Annotated in this window: 19 protein-coding genes and 1 riboswitch; of the genes, 13 read left to right on the forward strand and 6 right to left on the reverse strand. The window is 55.1% G+C overall.

Annotated features, from left to right (window positions below; genetic code table 11):
- Nucleotides 1–389: 389 nt before the first annotated feature.
- Nucleotides 390–1,409, forward strand: a complete 1,020-nt coding sequence (gene cbiB / locus LG297_RS20930; RefSeq protein ID WP_404423787.1) for an adenosylcobinamide-phosphate synthase CbiB — start codon at nt 390–392, stop codon at nt 1,407–1,409.
- Here the strand turns inward: cbiB and rfaE1 are convergent.
- From rfaE1 to LG297_RS20945, 3 genes are read right to left on the reverse strand one after another with little or no spacing between them, the layout of a single operon-like run.
- Nucleotides 1,406–2,878: a D-glycero-beta-D-manno-heptose-7-phosphate kinase gene (rfaE1, locus tag LG297_RS20935; RefSeq protein ID WP_404423789.1), complete on the reverse strand. Its 1,473-nt coding sequence runs from the start codon at nt 2,876–2,878 to the stop codon at nt 1,406–1,408. The genes cbiB and rfaE1 overlap by 4 nt on opposite strands.
- A gap of 45 nt (nt 2,879–2,923) precedes the next feature.
- Nucleotides 2,924–3,508, reverse strand: coding sequence for a D-sedoheptulose 7-phosphate isomerase (locus LG297_RS20940; protein ID WP_404423791.1), 585 nt, complete (start codon nt 3,506–3,508; stop codon nt 2,924–2,926).
- 28 nt (nt 3,509–3,536) lie between these two features.
- Entirely contained in the window at nt 3,537–4,490 is a 954-nt protein-coding gene (locus LG297_RS20945; RefSeq protein WP_404423793.1) for a UDP-glucuronic acid decarboxylase family protein, read from the reverse strand.
- Between the two features lie 253 nt (nt 4,491–4,743).
- Between LG297_RS20945 and LG297_RS20950 the strand changes: the two genes are divergently transcribed.
- Nucleotides 4,744–5,973 carry a hypothetical protein gene (locus tag LG297_RS20950; RefSeq protein ID WP_404423795.1) on the forward strand — a complete coding sequence of 410 codons (1,230 nt, stop codon included), beginning with the start codon at nt 4,744–4,746 and terminating at the stop codon, nt 5,971–5,973.
- 49 nt (nt 5,974–6,022) lie between these two features.
- On the opposite strand, the gene cobT is transcribed toward LG297_RS20950, so the two are convergent.
- Nucleotides 6,023–7,054, reverse strand: a complete 1,032-nt coding sequence (gene cobT, locus LG297_RS20955) for a nicotinate-nucleotide--dimethylbenzimidazole phosphoribosyltransferase (RefSeq protein WP_404423797.1) — start codon at nt 7,052–7,054, stop codon at nt 6,023–6,025.
- Nucleotides 7,055–7,171: 117 nt separating this feature from the next.
- Between cobT and cobS the strand changes: the two genes are divergently transcribed.
- On the forward strand, nt 7,172–8,035 hold the full coding sequence (gene cobS / locus LG297_RS20960) for an adenosylcobinamide-GDP ribazoletransferase (RefSeq protein WP_404423799.1): 864 nt from the start codon (nt 7,172–7,174) through the stop codon (nt 8,033–8,035).
- Between the two features lie 82 nt (nt 8,036–8,117).
- On the forward strand, nt 8,118–8,729 hold the full coding sequence (locus LG297_RS20965; RefSeq protein ID WP_404423801.1) for a histidine phosphatase family protein: 612 nt from the start codon (nt 8,118–8,120) through the stop codon (nt 8,727–8,729).
- A gap of 101 nt (nt 8,730–8,830) precedes the next feature.
- On the opposite strand, the gene LG297_RS20970 is transcribed toward LG297_RS20965, so the two are convergent.
- Entirely contained in the window at nt 8,831–9,505 is a 675-nt protein-coding gene (locus tag LG297_RS20970) for a hypothetical protein (RefSeq protein WP_404423803.1), read from the reverse strand.
- A gap of 232 nt (nt 9,506–9,737) precedes the next feature.
- Nucleotides 9,738–9,941, forward strand: a riboswitch (cobalamin riboswitch).
- A 60-nt stretch (nt 9,942–10,001) separates the two neighbouring features.
- Between LG297_RS20970 and cobU the strand changes: the two genes are divergently transcribed.
- From cobU to LG297_RS21015, 9 genes are all read left to right on the forward strand, one after another.
- Entirely contained in the window at nt 10,002–10,541 is a 540-nt protein-coding gene (gene cobU / locus LG297_RS20975) for a bifunctional adenosylcobinamide kinase/adenosylcobinamide-phosphate guanylyltransferase (RefSeq protein WP_404423805.1), read from the forward strand.
- Nucleotides 10,542–10,573: 32 nt separating this feature from the next.
- The gene (gene cobW / locus LG297_RS20980; protein ID WP_404423807.1) at nt 10,574–11,614 is read left to right on the forward strand and encodes a cobalamin biosynthesis protein CobW; all 1,041 of its coding nucleotides are present in this window, start codon (nt 10,574–10,576) and stop codon (nt 11,612–11,614) included.
- Nucleotides 11,615–11,705: 91 nt separating this feature from the next.
- Nucleotides 11,706–15,473, forward strand: a complete 3,768-nt coding sequence (gene cobN / locus LG297_RS20985) for a cobaltochelatase subunit CobN (RefSeq protein WP_404423809.1) — start codon at nt 11,706–11,708, stop codon at nt 15,471–15,473.
- Between the two features lie 198 nt (nt 15,474–15,671).
- Nucleotides 15,672–16,358 carry a hypothetical protein gene (locus LG297_RS20990; RefSeq protein ID WP_404423811.1) on the forward strand — a complete coding sequence of 229 codons (687 nt, stop codon included), beginning with the start codon at nt 15,672–15,674 and terminating at the stop codon, nt 16,356–16,358.
- Between the two features lie 165 nt (nt 16,359–16,523).
- Nucleotides 16,524–17,324 (forward strand): endo alpha-1,4 polygalactosaminidase, encoded by an 801-nt coding sequence (locus LG297_RS20995; protein WP_404423813.1) that lies wholly within the window; start codon nt 16,524–16,526, stop codon nt 17,322–17,324.
- 53 nt (nt 17,325–17,377) lie between these two features.
- The gene (gene cobO / locus LG297_RS21000; protein ID WP_404423815.1) at nt 17,378–18,004 is read left to right on the forward strand and encodes a cob(I)yrinic acid a,c-diamide adenosyltransferase; all 627 of its coding nucleotides are present in this window, start codon (nt 17,378–17,380) and stop codon (nt 18,002–18,004) included.
- Nucleotides 18,005–18,052: 48 nt separating this feature from the next.
- Complete coding sequence (locus LG297_RS21005) at nt 18,053–19,567, forward strand: cobyric acid synthase (protein WP_404423817.1); 1,515 nt, start codon at nt 18,053–18,055, stop codon at nt 19,565–19,567.
- Between the two features lie 191 nt (nt 19,568–19,758).
- Entirely contained in the window at nt 19,759–20,430 is a 672-nt protein-coding gene (locus tag LG297_RS21010; RefSeq protein ID WP_404423819.1) for a glutathione S-transferase family protein, read from the forward strand.
- A complete protein-coding gene (locus tag LG297_RS21015; protein WP_404423821.1) occupies nt 20,427–21,233 on the forward strand; it encodes a class I SAM-dependent methyltransferase in 807 nt (268 codons plus the stop codon). The genes LG297_RS21010 and LG297_RS21015 overlap by 4 nt, the downstream gene beginning before the upstream one ends.
- Before the next feature lie 34 nt (nt 21,234–21,267).
- Here the strand turns inward: LG297_RS21015 and LG297_RS21020 are convergent, their stop codons facing one another.
- Nucleotides 21,268–22,299 carry a substrate-binding domain-containing protein gene (locus LG297_RS21020; RefSeq protein ID WP_404423823.1) on the reverse strand — a complete coding sequence of 344 codons (1,032 nt, stop codon included), beginning with the start codon at nt 22,297–22,299 and terminating at the stop codon, nt 21,268–21,270.
- Nucleotide 22,300: the final 1 nt, after the last annotated feature.

The raw sequence follows: 22,300 nt of genomic DNA on the forward strand, positions 1-22,300 counted from the left end.
GCGCGACGGTCACAAGCCGCCACGGTACCCGATGCCACCCCCGTTTTCACCGATTGGCCTGCGGAATGCAAGCCGCAGCTGATTGAACAATGGTCGTGAGGGCATACAGGAATGGAAATACAAATTGTTGTGGTCCGTTTTACAGACATTTGCAGATGTTGTGGTGATGCACCTTGCCGTCCGAAATGGGGATATGGATGGGGACGGCCTCCTGACGTCGGATGTTAAACATGATATTCAATATTAGTTATGAAGAAAAAATAAAACGTATGAAATCGCTTCTATCAAAGCACGGTCAGATTGGCAAATCGTGCCGTTCGTTCAGACGGTTGCCAGTTTAACATCGTATGAGCATTGACGGGAATACGTGCGCAACGCACATTGCCGCAATGGAAACCGCGATCCTTGAATTTCTGATCCCGCAGCCCGGTTTTACGGGCCCGCTTTTCTCCGTGCTGGTACTGGCACTGGTGTTGGATGCCGTTTTTGGTGATTTTCCGTGGCTGTTCAGGCGGGTGCCGCATCCGGTGGTCTGGATTGGCAATCTGATTGCGTGGTTTGAAAAACGCCTGAACAAACCGCGATATGACAACAGTGATCTTTTTTTACGTGGAAGCCTTACCAGTCTGGCGGTGATTGCCTGTGCGGCGGTGTTTGGCGGCGTGATTCAGCTGATATCCTCGTTTGGTGGTATTTTCCGGTTTGCCGATATTCTGCTGCTTGCCATCCTGATTGCGCAAAAAGGACTTTATCAGCATGTCAAAGCTGTTTCGGTTGCGTTAAAGCGCGATGGCCTTGCGGGCGGACGGGCGGCGGTTTCGATGATTGTCGGGCGTGATCCGCAATCGCTTGACGAGGCCGGGGTCAGCCGGGCGGCGATTGAAAGCTGTGCGGAAAACTTTTCGGACGGGGTGGTCGCCCCCCTATTCTGGTACGTGCTGGGCGGGCCGATCGGGCTTTGTGTCTATAAGGCGATCAATACGCTTGATTCGATGATCGGCCATCGCAGTGACCGATATCTTTATTTCGGAAAATTTGCCGCATGGCTTGATGATGTTGTGAACTTTATCCCTGCACGGATTGCCGGCGGGGTGATCTGCCTTGCCGCGGTGATCGGCCGAAAAACCTTCGGCGTGCATGCCTGGAAAATCATGCTGCGCGATGCGTCAAAACACAAATCGCCCAATGCCGGGTGGCAGGAAGCGGCCTTTGCCGGGGCACTTGACCTGTCGCTTGCCGGGCCGCGTCAATATGGGGCGGAGCTGGTCGAAGACCCCTATATCGGGAATGGCAGACGGGATGCCGATGCCAGCGATATTGACCGTGCGCTTAAACTTTTCACGACAGCATGTATTCTTAATGCCACATGGCCGGTGGTGTTGAAAATGATGTGGGTCGGGCTGATCTAGTCTTTACCCTGATTGATCCGCGCAATGGTGGAGGTCGTCGAAAAACCGTCGGCGAGATTGGCCAGAACGACTTTGCCGCCATACCCTTGAACGATATCTGCGCCGACAACCTTGTCGATGGTGTAATCGGCACCCTTGACCAGAATATCGGGTTTGAGGGCCTCGATCACAGTGATCGGGGTGTCTTCGCCGAAAATCACCACACCGCTGACGGTTTCAAGAGACCCCAGGACAGCTGCACGGGCGGCTTCGGATTGCACGGGACGGGCTTCGCCCTTGAGGCGTTTGACCGACGCATCGGAATTGAGTCCGACAATCAACCGGTCACAGTTGGATCGTGCCTGTTGCAGAAGGCTGAGATGGCCCGGATGCAGCAGATCGAAACAGCCATTGGTGAAGCCGACCTTGTAACCCTTCCGGCGCCAGCGCTCGACACGGTCCACCATGCGGTCAAGCGGCATCAGTTTGGCTTCGCCGATCATCAGATCATGATGATGCAGGACAGAAATCAGTTCGTCCGGGTAAACAACGGCCGTGCCGATCTTGCCAACCACGATGCCCGCGGCAACATTGGCAATGCGCGCAGCATCGGAAAGCGATGCCCCGCCAGCAATCGCCGATGCAAGACAGGCAACGACCGTGTCACCGGCACCCGATACATCAAACACTTCGCGGGCTTCGGTCGGAAGGTGAATGGCATCACCCTTGCTGGTGACAAGGGTCATGCCATCCTGGCTTCGGGTCAGAAGGACGTTTTCAATGCCGCATTCGGTGATGATTTTGGTGGCCGCGGCAATTGCATCCTCGTCACTTTGAATGTCGATACCGGTTGCTGCCTGGGCTTCGGCGCGGTTCGGGGTGACAACCGTGGCACCGCGATAGATGCTGTAATCCGTACCCTTGGGGTCGACAATCACCGGTTTTCCGGCCTTGCGGGCGGCGGCAATGGTTGCAGCGACGACGTCACCATGCAAAACGCCCTTGCCGTAATCGGAAAGGACGATGGCGCTGACATCAGGGGCCAGTTGGGCGGCCAAGGCGGACAGGTTGCTGACGGTTGCCGCGGCAAGGGTTACGGTGGTTTCGTTATCAGATCGCAACAATTGTTGCCCGCCTGCGATATAGCGGGTTTTGATCGTGGTCGGGCGGTTGCGTTCAATCTGGATATAGGGTTCGACACCCTTGTCATTGGCGACATATTCCATGACCTCCCGGCCCGGAAGATCATCACCGACAAGCGACAGGAAACGGACCGATGCGCCAAGGGCCGTTGCATTGCGGGTGACGTTGCCCGCCCCGCCCAGCATGGCGCTTTCGCGTTCGACCCGGATGATCGGGATTGGTGCCTCGGGCGAAATACGCGTGACCGAGCCATATACAAACCGGTCAAGCATGACATCGCCGATGCAAAGCACCTTGGCATTGGGCAGCTGTTCAACCAGTTGGGCCAGATGGCTAAGATCGGTCATGTTCGTATCGTCTTCTGTTCGTTATATCGGAGGTGTTCGGACGGCTCAGGCTTTGCTCAGGCCAAGGGTATGTTCGAGTGCGCCAACCAGCATCTGCCCGATCTGTATATGCATTTCCTGAATGCGGGCGGTGGTGTTGCTGGGTACGATCATCAGCGGATCGCACAGATCGACCATCGCACCGCCGGTTTTCCCGGTCCATCCGGTCGCGACTAGTCCCATTTCGCGGGCCTTTTCAAGGCCGAGATTGACGTTTTTGCTGTTGCCGGATGTCGAAATGCCAATCGCGATATCGCCGGGACGACCCAGTGCCTCGATCTGGCGGGAGAACAGATAATCGAACCCGAAATCGTTACCGATGGCTGTCAATGCCGAGCAGTCGGTTGTCAGCGCGATGGCTGGCAGGGCACGTCGATCATTGATGTATCGAACCGTAAACTCGGTTGCGATATGCTGCGCGTCGGCGGCCGATCCACCATTGCCAAAAAACAGGAGTTTGTTGCCTTCATTTAGTGCATTGGTGCAGATCGAGACCAGTTTTGCAAAGGGCGCACGCGTTGCTTCGCGGGTTTTGTCAACCAGATCAAGATGCTCGTCAAATTCGGCATCAAAGAAGGCATTGATATCCATTTCTTCACTCATACAATTCGGTGATTATCTAGCTGCGGTTTTTCACAAGATCACGGAAATAACCGATAGTTGACGCCAAACCGGTTTCCAGTGCGACAGTCGGATTCCAGTTCAGAATTGTTTGCGCCTTGGTGATGTCGGGTTTGCGCTGCAATGGATCATCCATTGGCAAATCTTTGAATATCAGTTTCGATTTCGCGCCGGTCATATCAATGACGCGCTCGGCCAGTTCGCGAATTGTTATTTCATGCGGATTGCCGAGATTGATCGGACCACTTACCGATTTCTGGGTGGCCATGAAACGCACAAATCCCTCAATGAGATCCGAATAGAAGCAGAAGGAGCGTGTCTGCTGACCATCGCCATAGATCGTAATGTCCTCATTGTGCAAAGCCTGAATGATGAAATTTGATACAACGCGGCCGTCTTGAGGATGCATGCGCGGGCCATAAGTGTTAAAAATTCGCGCGACTTTGATTTCCAGCCCGTGCTGGCGGTGGTAATCGAAGAACAGCGTTTCAGCGCAGCGCTTGCCTTCATCATAGCAAGCTCGCGGACCGATCGGATTGACGCTGCCGCGGTAATCTTCTGTCTGGGGGTGAACTTCCGGATCACCATATACCTCGCTCGTCGAGGCTTGGAATATTTTGGCACCGACACGTTTGGCAAGTCCCAGCATGTTGATTGCACCATGGACACTTGTCTTGGTGGTTTGGACCGGGTCGTGCTGATAATGGATTGGTGATGCAGGACAGGCGAGGTTATAAATTTCGTCAACTTCAAGATATAGCGGGAAGGTTACATCGTGGCGCATCAGCTCGAAATGCGGGTTGTCGAGCAGATGGATAACGTTGTCCTTTGTACCGGTGAAGAAGTTATCGACGCACAGAACGTCATGGCCTTCCTGAAGCAATCTTTCGCAAAGATGGGAACCAAGAAAACCGGCCCCACCGGTGACCAGAATGCGTTTGCGCCGCCACATATTCTTTAAATCCTGACAGTTTGAACTCAAATCGGGCTGAAACTAGCAGCTTGGATGATCTATTGCCATGACTTATCGTCGCAGAAAGCGGTGTTTGCGGTAAATGTCGCGACGTCAGGAAATGACTGATTTTGGCGTTTGGTTTCAATTTATCACAATGATAAATACATAAGCTGTTAACAGCCCGCGAACTATTGTATTTCAATCGGGACTTTTGCCGAACGCTGCACATTGGAAAATCTGGTCATCCTGTATGTCTGAAAGCACATTACCCTCACCCGAAGCCTTTCTGGTCGATTATGTGCGGCGTCTTGAACGTCGCAAGGATGGTGTGGGGGCGGTTCATGTGCATTTTTCAAAGTTGCTGCCGTTCAACCGGCGCGATCATCATATCCGCACGGCAATTGCATCGTTCGAGGAAATCGTGCCGGAGGTTACCGGTCGTATTTTCACCCTGTCCAATCAGGATCTGATTTTTATCTTTGATGCGGCCGAGATTGACGAGGTTAATGCCGTCATCTTCCGGCTTAAATTCCTGTTCAATGATGACCCGCTGATCAGTGACGGCAAGGATGAAAGCGGTGCACCGGCGAGCTTTACCGACTATTTCGACGTCGCCCAGCAATACAAGGATTTCCTGCATCTGACCCAGACGCTTGTGCGGTCGAACGCCAACCGCCCGCGTCAGGTCAGCAAGGCGGCCGAGCGCCATAACGATAGTCCGGATCTTGAAGACGGTCGTGCGCCGTTGACGCCAAAAATCCTCGGCCGTATTGACGAGGCATTACGCCGCGCCGATCTTTCGAACCTGATGCGCCGCCAGGCGATTTGTGCGGTTGTCGGGGATGCGAATCCAACCCCGGTATTCCACGAATTATTTATTTCGATCAAGGATTTGCAGCAGACTTTGCTGCCTGATGTCAATGTCCTGTCAAACCGCTGGCTGTTTCAGCATCTGACCGAAATTCTGGATCGGCGGATGTTGTCGTTACTGACACGCAGCAACGATGCATCGGTGACCGGTTCGGTCAGTATCAATCTGAATGTCTCAACCCTGCTGTCGCCGGATTTCTTGACGTTCGATAGTAACGTGAAGGCAGGCCAGCGCGGTACGATTGTTCTGGAATTGCAAAAGATCGATATTTTTGCCGATCTGGGGGCGTTTTTCTTTGCGCGCGATTTCTGTCGCGATCGCGGTTACCGGATCTGTATCGACGGCATCAGCCATCTGTCCCTGCCCTATATCAACCGCAACAAGCTTGGCGTTGATATGATCAAGATGATCTGGGACCCGGAAATGGAAAATCTGGACGAGGAACACGGCAACGCGATGCGCGAGGCGGTCGCGCAGTCGGGCGATACCCGCGTGATCATGTGCCGTTGCGATGATGAACGTGCGATCAAATTCGGTCATTCGATCAATATCACCATGTTCCAGGGGCGTTATGTCGAGCAGCTTCTGAGCGAACGCACCAAAAAATAACGCCGGCATAGTGTTACCGAAGTCAGTTCCATGCCTTGAAATTTGATGCCTATTCGTCGCGGGTGGCGACACCGGCCTTGGCAAAAGTTGCCATGCCGTTGTGGCATTCGACCGACGCACGCAGAAGCGGAATGGCGAGGGCAGCACCCGATCCCTCGCCAAGGCGCATGCCAAAGTCCAGAAGCGGCTGTTTGCCGAGTTTTTCGATCAAACGTCTATGGCCGGGTTCGGCCGATACATGCCCGATCAGGCAATGATCAAGCGCATCGATGCGAATGGCGGCAAGGATTGCCGCCGCCGTGCAGGACACATAGCCGTCGAGCAGAACCGGTACACGCTGATAACGGGCAGCCAGAATGGCACCGGCCATGGCAGCAATTTCGCGCCCGCCGACACAGCGCAGGATATCGAACGCGTCGTGCATCTGGTTTTTGTGCAGGATGATGGCGTCATTGACGACGCGCGTTTTACGCATCAGCGTTTCATCGTCAATGCCGGTACCGCGTCCAGTCCAGTCGCTGGCATCACCCCCGAACAGGGCATAGGCAATGGCGGCGGCGGCGGTGGTATTGCCGATCCCCATTTCGCCGGGCACAAACAGGTCCAGCCCCTTTTCAATCGCGCTCATACCAAAGGCCATTGCTTCGGCACAGCCTGCGTCGTCCATGGCCGGTTCCTGGGAGAAATCGTTGGTCGGGATTTCAAGGGCGACTTCCATCACGCGCAGTTCTGCATCCACGGTTTTGCAAATCTGGTTGATTGCGGCGCCGCCATTAATGAAGTTTTCCACCATCTGCTGATTGACTTCGGCGGGAAAGGCCGACACACCCTGCGCACAGATACCGTGGCTTCCGGCGAAAACCGTTACGCGCGGACGCGACATGTTCGGGCGTGAATTTCCCTGCCACCCGGCGAGCCAAAGGCTGATATCCTCCATGCGTCCAAGCGCGCCTGCAGGTTTGGTCAATTGTGGCTCACGCGCGCTTACGGCGGCCTGTGCCTCGATATCGACCGTTGGCAATTGGGCCATCAGGTTGCGGATTTCATCAAGGCTTTGCGGGGGGTGCTTGGGATCGAACATGGGAAATCTCCGGCGGCTGGCGGACAAGGATGCAAAGCGGCTTCTGCTTGGCTTCTGTCGCGCTCATGATTAGTCTGAATATGTGCAAAATGCCAGTTCGAATATCGGAAAACATTTGTGAACAATGATCATAACCAATCCGGAATGAATTCGCAAAACCTTGACGATGATCAAGTTGAGGCCAAACATCCGGAAGCAGAAACCCAAGCTGATATGCCTGCCAAAGGGATGTTTGGTGATTTTTGGCGGGCACTTGCCTTGCTAAGTCGTGTTCCGGTTTTCATTCCCGGTGATTTCAGGCCGGATGCGATTGCGCGATCGGTCTGGTGCTGGCCGCTGATCGGTTTGTTTGTTGCGGGTATTGCAATCATTCCCGCCTATCTGGCTGCGATTGTGACCGGGAATGTTGTGATTGCGGCGATTGTCGCGACGTTCAGCCTGGTCCTTTTGACCGGCGCGATGCACGAGGATGGTCTTGCTGATTGTGCGGATGGATTTGGCGGCGGGGCCGATCGGCAGCGCAAGCTTGACATCATGCGCGACAGCCGGATCGGGACTTATGGCGTTGTCGCGCTTGTTCTGGCACTTGTCATGCGCATTGCAATTCTTGGCGCAGCGGGTGATAGCGGCAGCATGGCAGCCATCCTGATCGTGATGGCGGTGATGTCGCGTGCGGCGATGCCGATTGTGATGTATGTCTTTGATCCAGCGCGCGACGACGGGCTTGGCAAAAGTGCCGGGCGACCGGACATCAGGATGGTTGCAGCGGGTATTGCCATTGCTCTGGTGCTGGTGGTGATTGTGGCAGGGGCAGTTACCGCGTTCGTGTCTTTGATTGCCATGATGGTCGGGGCATCGGTGATCGGTTGGATTGCGAGACACCAGATTGGCGGTCATACAGGCGATGTGCTTGGCATGACGCAGATCATTGCAGAATTGTTGGTCGGGATCGCATTTATCGCAGTCATTCAGGTTGCTTAATGATAAGATCTGGAGGTGACCGGTCGAAACTGACACCTGATCGGGGGCGCATTTTCAGGCCGCATTTTTCCTTGGGGGAAGAATGGACAAAGCAGTGACAACCCGTTGGTGGCTTGTCCGCCATGCGCCGGTGATCAATCCGGAACGGCTTGTCTATGGCCGTAGCGACATGCCGGTCGATCTGTCCGATGAAAAGGCATTGCGTGCCTTGTCGCGCCATTTGCCAAACGAAGCGGTCTGGGTGACCAGCCATTTGTCACGCACGCTTGATACCGCGCTTAAACTGCTTGAACTGATGGATGAAAACATCCTGCCGACGCGCGAAACCGGTTTTGCCGAGCAGCATTTCGGGGCGTGGGAAAAGAAACACTGGAATGACCTGCCCAAAGGCGAAACCACCCGTTTCTGGACCGATTTCGCGCGACAACAGCCCCCGAACGGTGAAAGTTTCGGCGATGTTGTGGAACGGGTCGGACCGTTATTTGACCGGCTGACGCGTTACTGGGCCGGGCGCGATATTGTTGCGGTTATTCATGGCGGCACCGTGAGGGCGGCTTTGGCCAATGCGCTTGGTCTGTCGCTGGAGGCGGCATTGTCGTTTCATATCGATGCGCTGGGTGTGACGCGGATCGAATATATTACCGGGGTCGAGCAGCCGGGATGGCGGGTGACCGGGGTGAATTTGCGGTATTGATGTAAGGTGCGCCGTCTGTCGCGCGGATTTTCGGGCACCGGTGTGCGGCCGGTAGTGCGCCCGGCGATACCCTGCATGAAAGCCATACAGGGTATCGGATTTCAGGCGGATTTACGTCGTTCGGTTTCAAGCGCGCTTGCGAGTGCATATTCCGATAGAAAGCGATCAACCATGTCAGCCGTCAGATCATTTGCGGCGCAAATTGATGCAACATCGTTCAGATAGGCTTCGTAATATGGTATCGGGCGGCTGCGCGATTTGCCGCGAAGGCCGTGGATTTCAGGGAAATCAGACGCGAACTTCGAACTTTCAATCACCTGAATGATGGTGTCGTCGATGATTGCCGCCGGGTTGCCTTTGTATTTCTTGCCGCAGGCCGACAGCATCTTGCTGGCGGTCGGGATGGATATGCCCGGCTGCCCCAATAGCTGGGACAGCTGATCTTCATCGAAATCGTCATTTTCAAACAGTTCGACAAGATTGGGTAGATCGCGGACCAGTAGCGAAAGCGCATTCACGCGGATGCCACGGGCATGCGACCAGATAATGGTCGCAACCACACCACAGGTCGGACGGCTGGCATAAATGTTTCGGACATCGCGACGTGCCAGCGAGATTTCACCGTTGACCGCGTGATGTTGCAGGAATTCGGGGAATGATTGATCATTATAGTTCAGCCGATCCAGCAGCCCGCGCCACATATCTTCGCGTGAGACGGTTTGCCAGGTCGTTGACTTCAGGTTCCGAATTCGTTGAATTTGTTCATGAATTGCCATTTGATCAGCAAGTTTCCAATTAACCCCAAGAGTTTTCCGACACCTGTTTTGGGCACCGGTATCCGGACTTTGTTTGTTGTGTAATGTCCGAAGGTCGTGCTGGCGGCATTTTTGCTCTGTTTCCAACGTGACAAGATTATGTTCTCCTAAAGAATAACCACTCACAAGCAGTCAATTCTTACAAATACTGACCTTATGGTTAGGTCCGAGTTTGGGCTTTGGTCATGGGAGCAAAGCTGCTAGGTTCGGCGCTGCCGTTTGGTGATGGGAAACCGGTGTGATGCCGGTGCTGCCCCCGCAACTGTAACGGGTTGGGTGATCCGGGTGATGTGATGTCACCAGCCACCGGTAATGTTGATGAACAAGCAACATACCGGGAAGGCGGATTGCTTTCATGCCCGCAGCCAGGAAACCAGCCATCGGTATCCCTGTTCGCAAGGAATATGGGGTAACGCAATCCGGCCTCGGTGGGAGGTCAAGGCGAAGGAAAACGGGCATGACCCAGAATATGGCTAAGAGCAACCAGCTTGCCGGGATCCATCTGATTCTTGGCGGTGCCAGATCGGGCAAAAGCCGGTTTGCCGAAAACCGGATCAACCATGCAGGCGGCGGTATCTATATCGCGACCGGCCGTGCATGGGACGACGAAATGGCAAACCGTATCGAACTTCACAAATCATCGCGCGGCGAGATGTGGCAAACGATCGAGGAACCGCTTGATCTTCGCAGTGTACTTTCGACCTGCAATCGCAATGGCGGCACGCCGGTGCTGGTCGACTGCCTGACGCTTTGGCTGACCAATCTGATGCTGGAAGACCGCGATATCGGGGCAGAGTTTGACCGGTTGTGTAATCTTTTGCCGGGGCTGGATATTCCGGTTCTTCTGGTCTCGAATGAGGTCGGTTTCGGGATTGTACCGGACAATGCCATGGCGCGCAGCTTTCGCGACCATGCAGGACGACTGCATCAACGGATTGCCGAGCTTGCCGATCAGGTGACGCTTGTGGTTGCCGGCATTCCGATGACGGTTAAATAGAACAGAATTTATGGATTTAAGGATAATTGAACATGGCACAGCTTGGAAAAATTCCGGCAACAGTGATCACCGGTTTTCTTGGTGCAGGCAAAACCACGATGATCCGCAATATGCTGGAAAATGCCGGGGGCAAGCGGATCGCCCTGATCATCAACGAATTTGGTGATCTGGGTGTCGACCGCGAGGTTATTAATGGATGTGGCATATCGGGTTGTGCAGAGGATGACGTTGTCGAACTGGCAAACGGGTGCATTTGCTGCACGGTGGCCGATGATTTCCTGCCGACCATCAAGGGCCTGATTGATCGCGACACGCCACCTGATCATATCGTGATCGAAACATCCGGGCTGGCATTGCCAAAACCGTTGGTCAAGGCGTTCAACTGGCCGGAAATCCGGTCGCGGGTGACGGTGGATGGCGTTGTTGCCGTTCTGGACGGGGCGGCGTTGCGTGACGGGCTGTTTGCCCACGATCATCACGCGGTTCAGGTGCAGCGCGAGGCGGATGACAATCTGGATCACGAAAGCCCTCTTGAGGAGCTGTTTGAAGAACAGCTTCATTGTGCGGATATGGTGGTTCTGAACAAGACCGATCTGCTGACAGAAGCCGAAATTGCCAAGGTTGAGGCTGATGTCCGGGCCGAGCTGAAACGCCCGTCGGTCAAGATCATCGCGACCGCGCATTCAAAGGTCGAAAATGCTGTTTTGCTGGGCCTTGGTGCGGCAGCCGAGGATGACCTTGATAGCCGTCCGTCCCATCATGATGATGGCCATGAACATGATCACGATGATTTTGAAAGCTTTGTCGTGTCGTTTGACGCGGTTGCTGATGCAGCCGTGCTTGAAAAACGGCTGATTGATGTTGTGCGTCAATTTGACGTTCTGCGGATCAAGGGTTTTCTTGATATTCCCGGTAAGCCGATGCGCCAGGTCGTTCAGGGGGTTGGCGAACGTTTCCAGCGTTATTTCGACCGCCCGTGGGCGGCAAACGAAACGCGTCGGTCGGAACTGGTGGTGATCGGCCTGCATGGTCTGGATCGCAGCGCCATCGAAGCGGCAATCAAGGCGTCCTGACGTTTTTTAGATTGTAAGACCATCCGGTGGTGGCGGCATTGCCGCCGGATGATTTTGAACCGGCATACGACAATAGAAACGGATATTCCCGATGCATCTGCTTGCTGCCCAGCCGGGACTGGTCACCGATGGAAGCGAGGCCGTCGATCTGGGTCAAAGCCCGGGCGATGTCGTTATCCTGTCGGCGGCAGAGTCCGAGCTTGCCTGTCTGGCGGGCGCGCAGGCACGGCTGGATGCGGCCTTTGGCAAAGATGTCCCTTCCCTGCGATTGGCGAGCCTTTTGCAGTTGGGGCACAATATGTCGGTCGATCTTTATGTCGATGACGTGCTGGCAGGGGCCAAATTCATCATCGTGCGCATTCTGGGCGGGCGAGGATATTGGGAATACGGGATAGAACAACTTGTCGAACTGGCTCGTCGCAAGGATGTGCCGCTGGTGCTTTTGCCCGGTGACGATCAGCCCGATGCGGAGCTTCTGTCCCTATCGACGGTTAAGGGCAGCACATATCAGCAAATCTGGCGTTACCTGATCGAAGGCGGGCCGGAAAATGCCGAACATTTACTTCGCCTTACATATGAAAAGTTAAACCCGTCTGTCATCTGGAACTGGAAGCCGGCCGCCCCCTTGGTCAAGGCCGGGTTGTATTGGCCGGGGAAAACAACGGCAAATCTTGAAGAAATAGAACAAATTTGGAAACAAAATCATCCTGTTGTTCCGATAATCTTCTACCGTGCGTTAATTCAGGCCGGTAATCTGGATGTAATTGATGTGCTGGTTGAAGAACTTCAGGCTAATAAACTAAACCCGTTACCAATTTTTGTTGCCAGCCTGAAAGAACCGGTTGCTGCTGCCCTGGTCGAGGAATGGCTGGGGGCAACCAAAGCAGACCTGATCCTTAATACCACCGGTTTTTCCCTTGCGGTGCCGGGTGCCGAACGCCAAAGCGGACCGTTTGACGGCGTAGACGCGCCGGTTTTTCAGGTTGTGTTGTCGGGCGGTGGTGAAGCGTCCTGGCGTGATGGTGTCAACGGGCTTGCGGCGCGCGATATCGCGATGAATGTCGCATTGCCGGAAGTAGATGGACGTATCCTGTCGCGTGCCATCTCGTTCAAGGGATCGGCGGGCAAGGATGCCCTGACGCAGATTGATCTGGTCAAATATATCCCGGTGCGCGATCGCGTTGCCTTTGTTGCCGAACTGGCGGCTAATTGGGTCAAATTGCGTAAGACGGATGCCCCGATGCGCAAAGTTGCGATGATCATGGCCAATTATCCCAACAAGGATGCGCGCCTTGGCAATGGTGTGGGGCTTGATACACCAGCGGGGATGATTGAAACCCTGCGTGCGATGAAGGATGCCGAGTACAGGATTGATGACCTGCCGGAAAATGGCGATGCGCTGATTGCCGCGGTCAAGGCCGGGCCGACCAATGATTTCAAGTCGCTTGCTGATCGGACTGTCCGGGTGATGATCCCGGTTGCCGATTATCGCGCGGCATTTGCCGCCCTGCCCGCGCCCATTCGCGAGAAAGTGACAGATGCCTGGGGTGATCCGCAAAGCGATCCGTTTTATCTGCCGGATCGGGCGGCGATTGCCCTTTCGATCCTGCCGATGGGCAATGTGATGGTCGGGCTGCAACCGGCACGCGGATATAATATCGATCCGCTTGAAAGCTATCATTCGCCCGATCTGGTGCCGCCCCATAACTATTTCGCGTTTTATATCTGGCTGCGTCATCATTTCGGGACGCATGCGATCATTCATTTCGGCAAACATGGTAATATGGAATGGCTGCCGGGCAAGTCGCTTGCGCTGTCAGAAGAATGCTTCCCCGAAGCTGTGTTTGGCCCAACACCGCATTTCTATCCCTTTATCGTCAATGATCCGGGCGAAGGCACACAGGCCAAGCGTCGCGCGCAGGCGGTGATCCTTGATCATCTGACCCCGCCTTTGACGCGGGCGGAAAGTTATGGGCCGCTTAAGGATCTGGAGGCGCTGGTCGATGAATATTACGACGCAGCAGCAGTTGATCCACGCAGATTGATCATCCTGAAGCGTGACATCCTTGAGCTTGCCATTCGTATCGGCCTTGATCGCGATTGCGGGATTGAGCCGGACGAGGACGAGGAAAGCGCGCTTGCCAAGCTTGATAACTATTTGTGCGAGTTGAAGGAACTTCAGATCCGCGATGGTCTGCATATTTTTGGCAAAGCCCCGGAAGGCGATCTTCTGACCGATCTTCTGGTCGCGCTGGCGAGATTGCCGAGGGGGGCGAGCGAGGGACCGAAGGCGTCACTTCATCGGGCCTTGGCCGCCGATATCCTTGGCGATCCCGGTTTTGATCCGCTTGATTGTGCCTTTGCCGAGTTTTGGCCGGGAATTAAGCCCGAAATTCTTGCGCAATATGACGTTGGGGCATGGCGCACCACGGGCGATACGGTGGAGCGGATCGAGCTTCTGGCGCGTGATCTGGTGCGTGGGGTGGTGGTCGCGGATCAGGCGTGGCAGCGGACAATTGAAGTTCTTTCCGATATCGAAACATCTATTCGTTCGGCAGTGACAGCCTGTGGCGAGGCAGAGATTGTCGGATTGCTGCGCGGTCTTGCGGGCAAGTTTGTCGAACCGGGACCATCGGGGGCGCCAACGCGCGGGCGACCGGACGTATTGCCGACCGGGCGGAATTTCTATTCGGTTGATACGCGGACGGTGCCGACTCCAGCGGCATGGCAATTGGGATGGAAATCAGCCGAACTGCTGTTGGAACGGCATGTTCAGGATCATGGTGAATGGCCTGCGGCCCTTGGTCTTTCGGTTTGGGGGACCAGCAATATGCGCACCGGGGGTGATGACATTGCCCAGGCGCTTGCCCTGATGGGGGTACGGCCAACCTGGGACAGTGCATCGCGTCGGGTTACGGGATTCGAGATCATGCCGATATCCTTGCTGGGGCGGCCGCGCGTTGATGTGACGTTACGCATATCGGGGTTCTTCCGTGATGCGTTTCCCGGTCTGATTGACCTGTTTGACAGTGCGGTGCGTGCGGTGGCCGAACAGGCGGATGAAGCGACGGACATGAACCCGATTGCGGTTCGGGTGGCAGCGGAAACCGCGAAGCTGTGTGATGCCGGGACAAGTCCCGATCAGGCACGGAAACAGGCGGCATTTCGCGTGTTTGGGGCCAAACCCGGTGCCTATGGCGCGGGGTTGCAGGCGATGATCGACGAAGAACTTTGGGAAGACGAGGCCGATCTGGCGGATGCCTATCTGGCGTGGGGCAGTTATGCCTATGGCAACGGGGCCGAAGGCGAAGCTGCGCGTGATCTGTTTGAAACGCGGCTGTCGCGGGTGGATGCGATTGTCCATAATCAGGATAACCGCGAACATGATTTGCTGGATTCCGATGACTATTATCAGTTCGAAGGCGGAATGACATCGGCGGTCCGGCACCTGTCCGGCAAGCAGCCGACGGTTTATCATAGTGATCATTCCCGCCCGGAAAGCCCGAAAATCCGCACTTTGGAAGAAGAAATTTCCCGTGTTGTCCGGGCCCGCGTGGTTAATCCGAAATGGATCAAAGGCGTGATGCGCCATGGATACAAGGGCGCGTTTGAAATGGCGGCGACAGTCGATTACCTGTTTGCCTTTGCCGCGACGGCGCGCTGTGTCGCTGATCATCATTTTGATCTGGTTTATGATGCCTATCTTGGCGATACGGATGTGCGTGAATTCATCAGGGATCACAATCCCGATGCGCTTTGCGATATTCGCAACCGCCTTCGCGAGGCGATTGATCGTGGCCTTTGGCAGCCGCGCCGGAATTCCGTATCCGCCGATCTGATGGGGAATGGCACGCAATAACAGCGTGCTGTGCCGAATTTCGAATCACAGTAATTTTATCGCAGGAACAAGCGGGGGAACAAACCGGGGAGTTGAAACGTTTCGTTTTCGCACCATATCTCTTTTAACCAACTGTTAATAAGTTGGTTGAGGGACGGGGCACACCTATCGGGCCGATAACCGCACAAGATGGTTCGGCAACAGAGTTAGGAGGCCACTATGGAAAGAACGAAACACGTTCGTTTGCCCGACTATCTGCAGACCCCTCTGCCGGTTCATGCCGGACATGCAGAAATTGTCGATTTCCTGCTTTTTGATGCAAATCTTCCTGACTGGTTACGTGCTGATTTGCATGGTCAGGGGCTTTATCGCCCGGCCCGGGGCGCGATCCATTCGGTCCTTGATCTGCGTGAACGGTTTAATGGCATTCACACACCGGTCAGTATCGAGGAATTCCGTGATGGCCTAAGCGAATTGGCTCGCCACCTGCCCGGCCCGGATCAAACGACCGTCGAAATTGATGCCAAGGTCCGGATTTATTGGCGTTATCTGCAAGGCGTCGAACGCCAGATTTGGCGTGCATCTATTTCAAGGGCCCATGTGGCACTTGATCATTTTCCGGTGGTTCGTGAGTTGAAATCACTGATTGCGGACGTCGTTTCCACACGTAACTGGCTTGAACGCCGGCTTGAGGTGGTCGAAAAAAGCTTCCAGAAACCGGTTCATGCCTCCAATGATGCCGTGCGCAAGGCGTTGCTTCGCCTGCGTCAGATGTCGCCGGGCGACCGGTTGCAAATGTTTAACAAGGCGCGGATGCGCCGCCCCGAATTGCGCAATACCGACATGCGAGATCCCGGTAAATGGGCCGATCTGGTGACCGGAGATCTTGGGTTATCGTCGGGCTGATGGGCTAAAAGACATATTGATTGACCGAGCCCGGCGGGGTTCCCGGGGATCGCACCCATGACGGATGCAAGAGCGCGGCTGGAAACGGCTGCGCTTTCTTTTGGGTGGTTGTCTATCACCCACCAGACGGGCAAAGTTGCAAGATTGATTTTCCGGGGGTTATTGATGCGCGTGTTGTTTGCCGTTGCCGGTTTTGTTTTGCAATTTGGTGTGGGGGTTGGCATTGCGGCGGCGGATGACTGGCCAACTGTGCCGAACGGGCCGCTGCACTGGCAGTTGCAGGGCGATATTGATATCGGTAGCAATATCCGCGTAACCGATAGCGATCTGTTTGAAACGGCGGCCGAGCAGGTTCGGGAATGGCGTGAGGCCGGTATTTTTCCGATCTGCTATATCAATGTCGGTGCGGTCGAGGAATGGAACGAGGATTATGCGCAATTCCCCAAAGATGTGATTGGCAACCCCTATTGGGGGTGGGAAGGCGAAAACTGGCTTGATATCAGCCGGTTCGAGCAATTCGCCCATATCATGGAGGCACGCTTTGACCTGTGCCGGGAAAAGGGTTTTCTGGGTATCGAGCCGGATAATATCGATGCCTACGAAACGGATGGATCAAACAAGAAAACCGGGTTTGACCTGACACGTTCCGATCAGCTTCGCTATATCGGGTGGCTGATTGAGCAGGCGCATGCGCGCGGGCTTGCCATCGGGCAGAAGAATGCGGCCGAACTGGTACCGGAACTGGTCAACAGGATGGATTTTGCCCTGCTTGAATCATCCTTTCGGTTTGGCTTCATGGACGCGTTTTTGCCTTATGCGAAGATGAAAAAGCCGGTTTTTGCGGTCGAGTATATCGAAGAAGGGGCCGATCCGGACCGGTTCTGCCCCGATGCCCGAAAATACGGTTTTCAGGGTGTCGTTGCGCATCTTGAACTGGATCAGAAACCCGAAGAAAACTGTCCTTGATCGGGGGCGCGCTTCGCCGCATTGTTCCGGCAGAAATGCAAAGGGATGAAGCAATGACCGACAACAACACGCCTGATACCGACCTGAATGCCCGCCATGACGAAAAAATGAAGAAGATCAAGGCCGCGCGCGACAAGATGATGGCGCAGAAGGTCGATAAAAAGGGCCTGATCATCGTTCATACCGGTAAGGGCAAGGGCAAATCATCGTCGGCATTTGGCATGGCGATGCGGTGTGTCGGACATGACATGAAAGTCGGCGTTGTGCAGTTCATCAAGGGTGGTTGGGAAACCGGCGAGGCAAAGCTTTTGAAGAAGTTTCCAGATCTTTGCGAATTTCACGCCATGGGCGCGGGCTTTACCTGGGAAACACAGAACCGGGCGCAGGACGTGGCTTTGGCGCGTGAAGCCTTTAACAAGGCGCTTGAGATGATGCGCGACCCAAGCTTTGCGATGGTGATCCTCGACGAGATCAACATCGTTCTGCGCTATGATTTTCTGCCCCTTGATGATGTTCTGGCAGCTTTGGCCGACAAGCTCCCTGATCAGCACGTTGTCCTGACCGGCCGCAATGCGCCCGATAGCCTGATCGAGGCGGCAGACCTTGTGACCGAGATGACGATGATCAAACATCCGTTCCGCGAACAGGGCATCAAGGCACAGATTGGTGTCGAGTTCTGATTTATCGTTTCGGCGCATAGCCAGATACAGGAAAGTTTTGTAACCGGAATGAGTGTGCGCCCTGTTCCTGCCCTAATGTTGCAAGGTACCGGCTCGGATGTTGGAAAATCCTTGCTGGTGGCGGGTCTGTGCCGTGCTTTTGCACGGCGGGGGCTTCGGGTACGGCCGTTCAAGCCACAAAACATGTCCAACAATGCGGCCGTGACTGATGATGGTGGGGAAATTGGCCGGGCACAGGCGTTACAGGCGCGGGCGTGCGGTGTGCCTGCGTCGGTTCACATGAATCCGGTTCTGCTGAAACCCCAAAGTGACATCGGCGCACAGGTCGTGGTGCAGGGCAAAGTCCTGACCAGTGCCAAGGCGCGGGATTATTACCGGCTGAAACGCGATTTGCTGCAGCGTGTGATTGAAAGCTTCGATCTGGTTGCCAAGGATGCCGATCTTGTGCTGGTCGAAGGTGCGGGATCACCAGCGGAGGTTAATCTGCGTGCCGCCGATATTGCCAATATGGGCTTTGCCGAGGCGGCAAAAATTCCGGTGGTGCTGGTGGGTGACATTGATCGGGGCGGGGTGATCGCATCAATTGTGGGGACGCATGCCCTGCTGTCTGAGGGGGACCGTCACTGGCTGCGTGGCTATATCATCAACAAATTTCGTGGCGATGTATCGCTGTTCGAGCCTGCCTTGCAGATCATCCGCGACCATACGGGATTTGAAAGTTACGGTATCGCAACATACTGGCAGGGTGCCAATCGTCTGCCAGCAGAAGATGGTGTGGCGCTTGAAAAAGCCGGGCGTTATGTGCGGGCTGGAAATGACGGAAAACTGATTAGGATCGCAGTGCCGCATCTGCCGCGGATTGCGAATTTTGATGACCTTGATCCACTTGCGGCCGAGCCGGATGTCGAGCTTCTGATTCTTAAACCGGGCGAGGTTCTTCCGGCTGACATTGACCTTGTGCTTTTGCCGGGCAGCAAATCGACCTTGTCCGACCTTCGTTTCCTGAAACAGCAGGGTTGGGATATCGACATTCTGGCGCATTACCGCCGGGGCGGTCATGTGATTGGCATTTGCGGCGGATATCAGATGCTGGGACGAATTGTGCATGATCCTGACGGGATCGAAGGTGCGGCGGGATCAGAAGCCGGGCTTGGATTGCTTGATGTTGAAACGGTGATGGGCGGTGACAAGACGCTACGCCAAACTTCCGGGCTGGCGGGACTTGGCGGGGTTACGGCCAATATTCCGGTCAGTGGCTATGAAATCCATATGGGGGAGACAACCGGGCCGGATCGCGACCGAAGCTGGCTTTGCCTTGACGGCGGGATTGTCGATGGCGCGCAAAGTGCGGACGGACGTGTTGTCGGGTGCTATCTGCATGGCCTGTTTGGCAGCGATGCGTTCCGGTCTGCCTATCTGGCGGAGCTTGCCGGGCGGGTGCGCGATGGCAGTGCCGATTTTGAGGCCGGGATTGAAGCTGCCCTTGATGAACTGGCCGATCATGTCGAAGCGTGTCTTGATCTAGACGGGCTTTTGGTGTTGGCACAAAGCCGGTCAGAATGACAGGATGATAAAAAGCGCAATATTGGTGATGTTTGGCGCGACAAAGCCTTTACATCGGCACATTTGCGTGGTTTGAGAGAATTTGCAATTCCGGTCCTGTAATGAATGGTGCAAAGACGCCATATGGCGACAAACCGCCAAAGCGGCCCGGTTTGCGAAACGTTCATCCTTGGTTGGGTATCTTCAATTCCATGCGTCAATTGTATCATTTCTGGCTGTCACCGTTTTCGCGCAAAGTGCGTCTGGTTCTGGCCGAGAAGAAGCTTGAATTCGAGCTTAAGGCAGAACCTGTCTGGGAGCGGCGCGATGCGTTCCTGTCGCTGAACCCGGCGGGGGAAGTGCCGGTTCTGGAGGAAGAAGACGGCACGGTCCTGTGCGATTCAACCGTGATCTGCGAATATCTGGATGAAGTTTATACCGACACGCCGCTTTTGGGTTCGGATGCCAAGGAGCGTGCGGAAATCCGCCGCCTTGTCGCTTGGTTTGACGGCAAGTTCAACCGCGAGGTCACCGAACATCTGCTGGGCGAAAAGCTGTTGAAGCGCTTCTTTGCCACAGGTACGCCGGATACCAAAATCCTGCGCGCAGGGCGGACCAATGCGGCCTATCATCTGGATTATATCGGCTGGCTGTTTGAACGCCGGAATTGGCTGGCGGGGGAGCATCTGACAATGGCCGATATTGCCGCCGCAGCACAGATTTCCGTCATTGATTACATGGGCGACATCAACTGGTCCAAACATCCGCGTGCCAGGGATTGGTATATGCGGATCAAAAGCCGACCTGCGATGCGCGACATTCTGGCCGACCGGCAGGCAAGCTTTCCGCCATCCCCGCATTATGCCGATCTGGATTTTGAATGACGGGTTCCTCAAAGGTCGACAGCTTTTACCCGCAAGGTGGCCTTAACGCCGCCAGCTATGACCTTCGTGCCGACCTTGATCGCAAATTATTCGAAGATCCGATCCCGTTTTATCGTGATGTTGCCGTCAAATCCGGCGGCCCGGTTCTTGAACTGGGTTGCGGGACCGGCCGGATTGCGACCGCCATTCGTGATGCCGGTGTTGCGGTTGAAGGGCTTGATCTTTCCGACGCGATGCTGGCACAGGCGCGCGCGAAATATCCCGATATGGTCTGGCACAAGGGGGATATGTGCGATTTTGATCTGGGGCGGCAATTTTCCCTGATCATCATTCCGTTTCGCGGGTTTCAGGAAATCACCGATGGCAACGATCAGCAGCGATGTCTTGCTGCAGCCTTCGCCCATTTGCGGCCGGGCGGGATGCTGATTATTGATCTGATCGATCCGGATTTGCGTTATTGCCTGCCGGAAGGTGACCCCGAAAGTGTTGAACTGCCGCTGTTTCCGATGCCAGAAGGTGTCGGTGCAAAAGATAGCCGGTTGCGGATCACCGCAATGGAACGGACAAGCGATCCCCTGACCCAGCGGTTTGAAGAACACTGGCGGTTTGAGGAAATCGATCCGTCAGGAAACGTTCTGCGATGCGAGGATTGCTGGCATCACATGCGATGGGTTCATCGCAGTGAGATGCGCTTGATGTTGCAGATTTCAGGTTTCGTTTCGATATCGGAATTTTCGGATTTCAAAGGCAACCCGCCGCGATATGCCGCCAATCAGGTCTGGATAGCAAAACGACCGGACTGATGCCCGGTCGTTTTGCCAATTCATTTGTGCGGGCTCAGTTCCCGGCGAATTTCTGTGCCCCGGCAAGGGCGTCGGCACGTTCATCATCGGGTAGCGGGACCAAGCCATTTTCGGCAAGCAGGCCCTCCTCGCCGATCACCGCGTCCGACGTATAGGTCGAAATAAACGCGCCAAGCGTTCTGACCAGTTGCTGGTGATCGTCTTTTACATACAGGTAAAGGGCGCGCGATCCGGGATAGCTGCCGTCAAGGATCGTATCGTAATCGGGGGCAACGCCATTGATCGATACACCCTGCATGGTGTCGCGATTGCGATCCAGATTGTTGAAGCCCATAATGCCGTAAGATTTCGGATCTTTCTCAAGTTTGCTGATGACCAGACGATCATTTTCACCGGCAGCGATATAGGCACCGTCTTCTCGGATGGTGCGGCACAGCAGGCGGAAGCTTTCCGGGTCGCTGGCTTCAAGGCTGGCGATGTCGCTGAAAGTGGCACATCCCTTGTCCATCAGAAGCTGGCCCATCAGGTCGCGAGTCCCCGATGTCGGCGGCGGACCATAGACACGGATCGGAATATCGGGCAGGTCGGCATCGATATCGGACCATTTGATATTCGGATTGGGAACGCTCGCACCCTTAACCGGGACAGTACGGGCCAGTGCCAGATAAAGATGACGGGCGGTTAATGACATGGCAGGGGCATTACGTCCCCCCATAAGGACGATGCCGTCGTAACCGATTTTAATTTCGCTGATATGGCTGACCGAATTGGCGGCACAGATGGCGGTTTCCGAACCGGTGATCTGACGCGATGCATCGACAATATCGGGATATTCCGCACCGATCCCGCCGCAGAATAATTTGAAGCCGCCGCCCGAGCCGGTGCTTTCAACCACCGGGGCCGATTGACCGGTGGTCTTGCCGAAATATTCGGCGACCTTGGTGGTCAGCGGAAAGATCGTCGAAGATCCGACAATCCTGATCTGGTCGCGGGCCTGTGCCGTGCTGGCGGCAAGCATCATTGTTACAGATGCGGCAATGGCAGTCGTGGTAATCAAACGACGCATG

The sequence above is a fragment of the Thalassospira australica genome (assembly GCF_044790785.1).
Classification (GTDB): domain Bacteria; phylum Pseudomonadota; class Alphaproteobacteria; order Rhodospirillales; family Thalassospiraceae; genus Thalassospira; species Thalassospira australica_A.

Coding starts and splice junctions, on each gene's coding strand:
- cbiB (WP_404423787.1), top strand. CDS start 390: ATGGAAACCGCGATCCTTGAATTTCTGATCCCGCAGCCCGGTTTTACG.
- rfaE1 (WP_404423789.1), bottom strand. CDS start 2,878: ATGACCGATCTTAGCCATCTGGCCCAACTGGTTGAACAGCTGCCCAAT.
- LG297_RS20940 (WP_404423791.1), bottom strand. CDS start 3,508: ATGGATATCAATGCCTTCTTTGATGCCGAATTTGACGAGCATCTTGAT.
- LG297_RS20945 (WP_404423793.1), bottom strand. CDS start 4,490: ATGTGGCGGCGCAAACGCATTCTGGTCACCGGTGGGGCCGGTTTTCTT.
- LG297_RS20950 (WP_404423795.1), top strand. CDS start 4,744: ATGTCTGAAAGCACATTACCCTCACCCGAAGCCTTTCTGGTCGATTAT.
- cobT (WP_404423797.1), bottom strand. CDS start 7,054: ATGTTCGATCCCAAGCACCCCCCGCAAAGCCTTGATGAAATCCGCAAC.
- LG297_RS20965 (WP_404423801.1), top strand. CDS start 8,118: ATGGACAAAGCAGTGACAACCCGTTGGTGGCTTGTCCGCCATGCGCCG.
- LG297_RS20970 (WP_404423803.1), bottom strand. CDS start 9,505: ATGGCAATTCATGAACAAATTCAACGAATTCGGAACCTGAAGTCAACG.
- cobU (WP_404423805.1), top strand. CDS start 10,002: ATGACCCAGAATATGGCTAAGAGCAACCAGCTTGCCGGGATCCATCTG.
- cobW (WP_404423807.1), top strand. CDS start 10,574: ATGGCACAGCTTGGAAAAATTCCGGCAACAGTGATCACCGGTTTTCTT.
- cobN (WP_404423809.1), top strand. CDS start 11,706: ATGCATCTGCTTGCTGCCCAGCCGGGACTGGTCACCGATGGAAGCGAG.
- LG297_RS20990 (WP_404423811.1), top strand. CDS start 15,672: ATGGAAAGAACGAAACACGTTCGTTTGCCCGACTATCTGCAGACCCCT.
- LG297_RS20995 (WP_404423813.1), top strand. CDS start 16,524: ATGCGCGTGTTGTTTGCCGTTGCCGGTTTTGTTTTGCAATTTGGTGTG.
- cobO (WP_404423815.1), top strand. CDS start 17,378: ATGACCGACAACAACACGCCTGATACCGACCTGAATGCCCGCCATGAC.
- LG297_RS21005 (WP_404423817.1), top strand. CDS start 18,053: ATGAGTGTGCGCCCTGTTCCTGCCCTAATGTTGCAAGGTACCGGCTCG.
- LG297_RS21010 (WP_404423819.1), top strand. CDS start 19,759: ATGCGTCAATTGTATCATTTCTGGCTGTCACCGTTTTCGCGCAAAGTG.
- LG297_RS21015 (WP_404423821.1), top strand. CDS start 20,427: ATGACGGGTTCCTCAAAGGTCGACAGCTTTTACCCGCAAGGTGGCCTT.
- LG297_RS21020 (WP_404423823.1), bottom strand. CDS start 22,299: ATGCGTCGTTTGATTACCACGACTGCCATTGCCGCATCTGTAACAATG.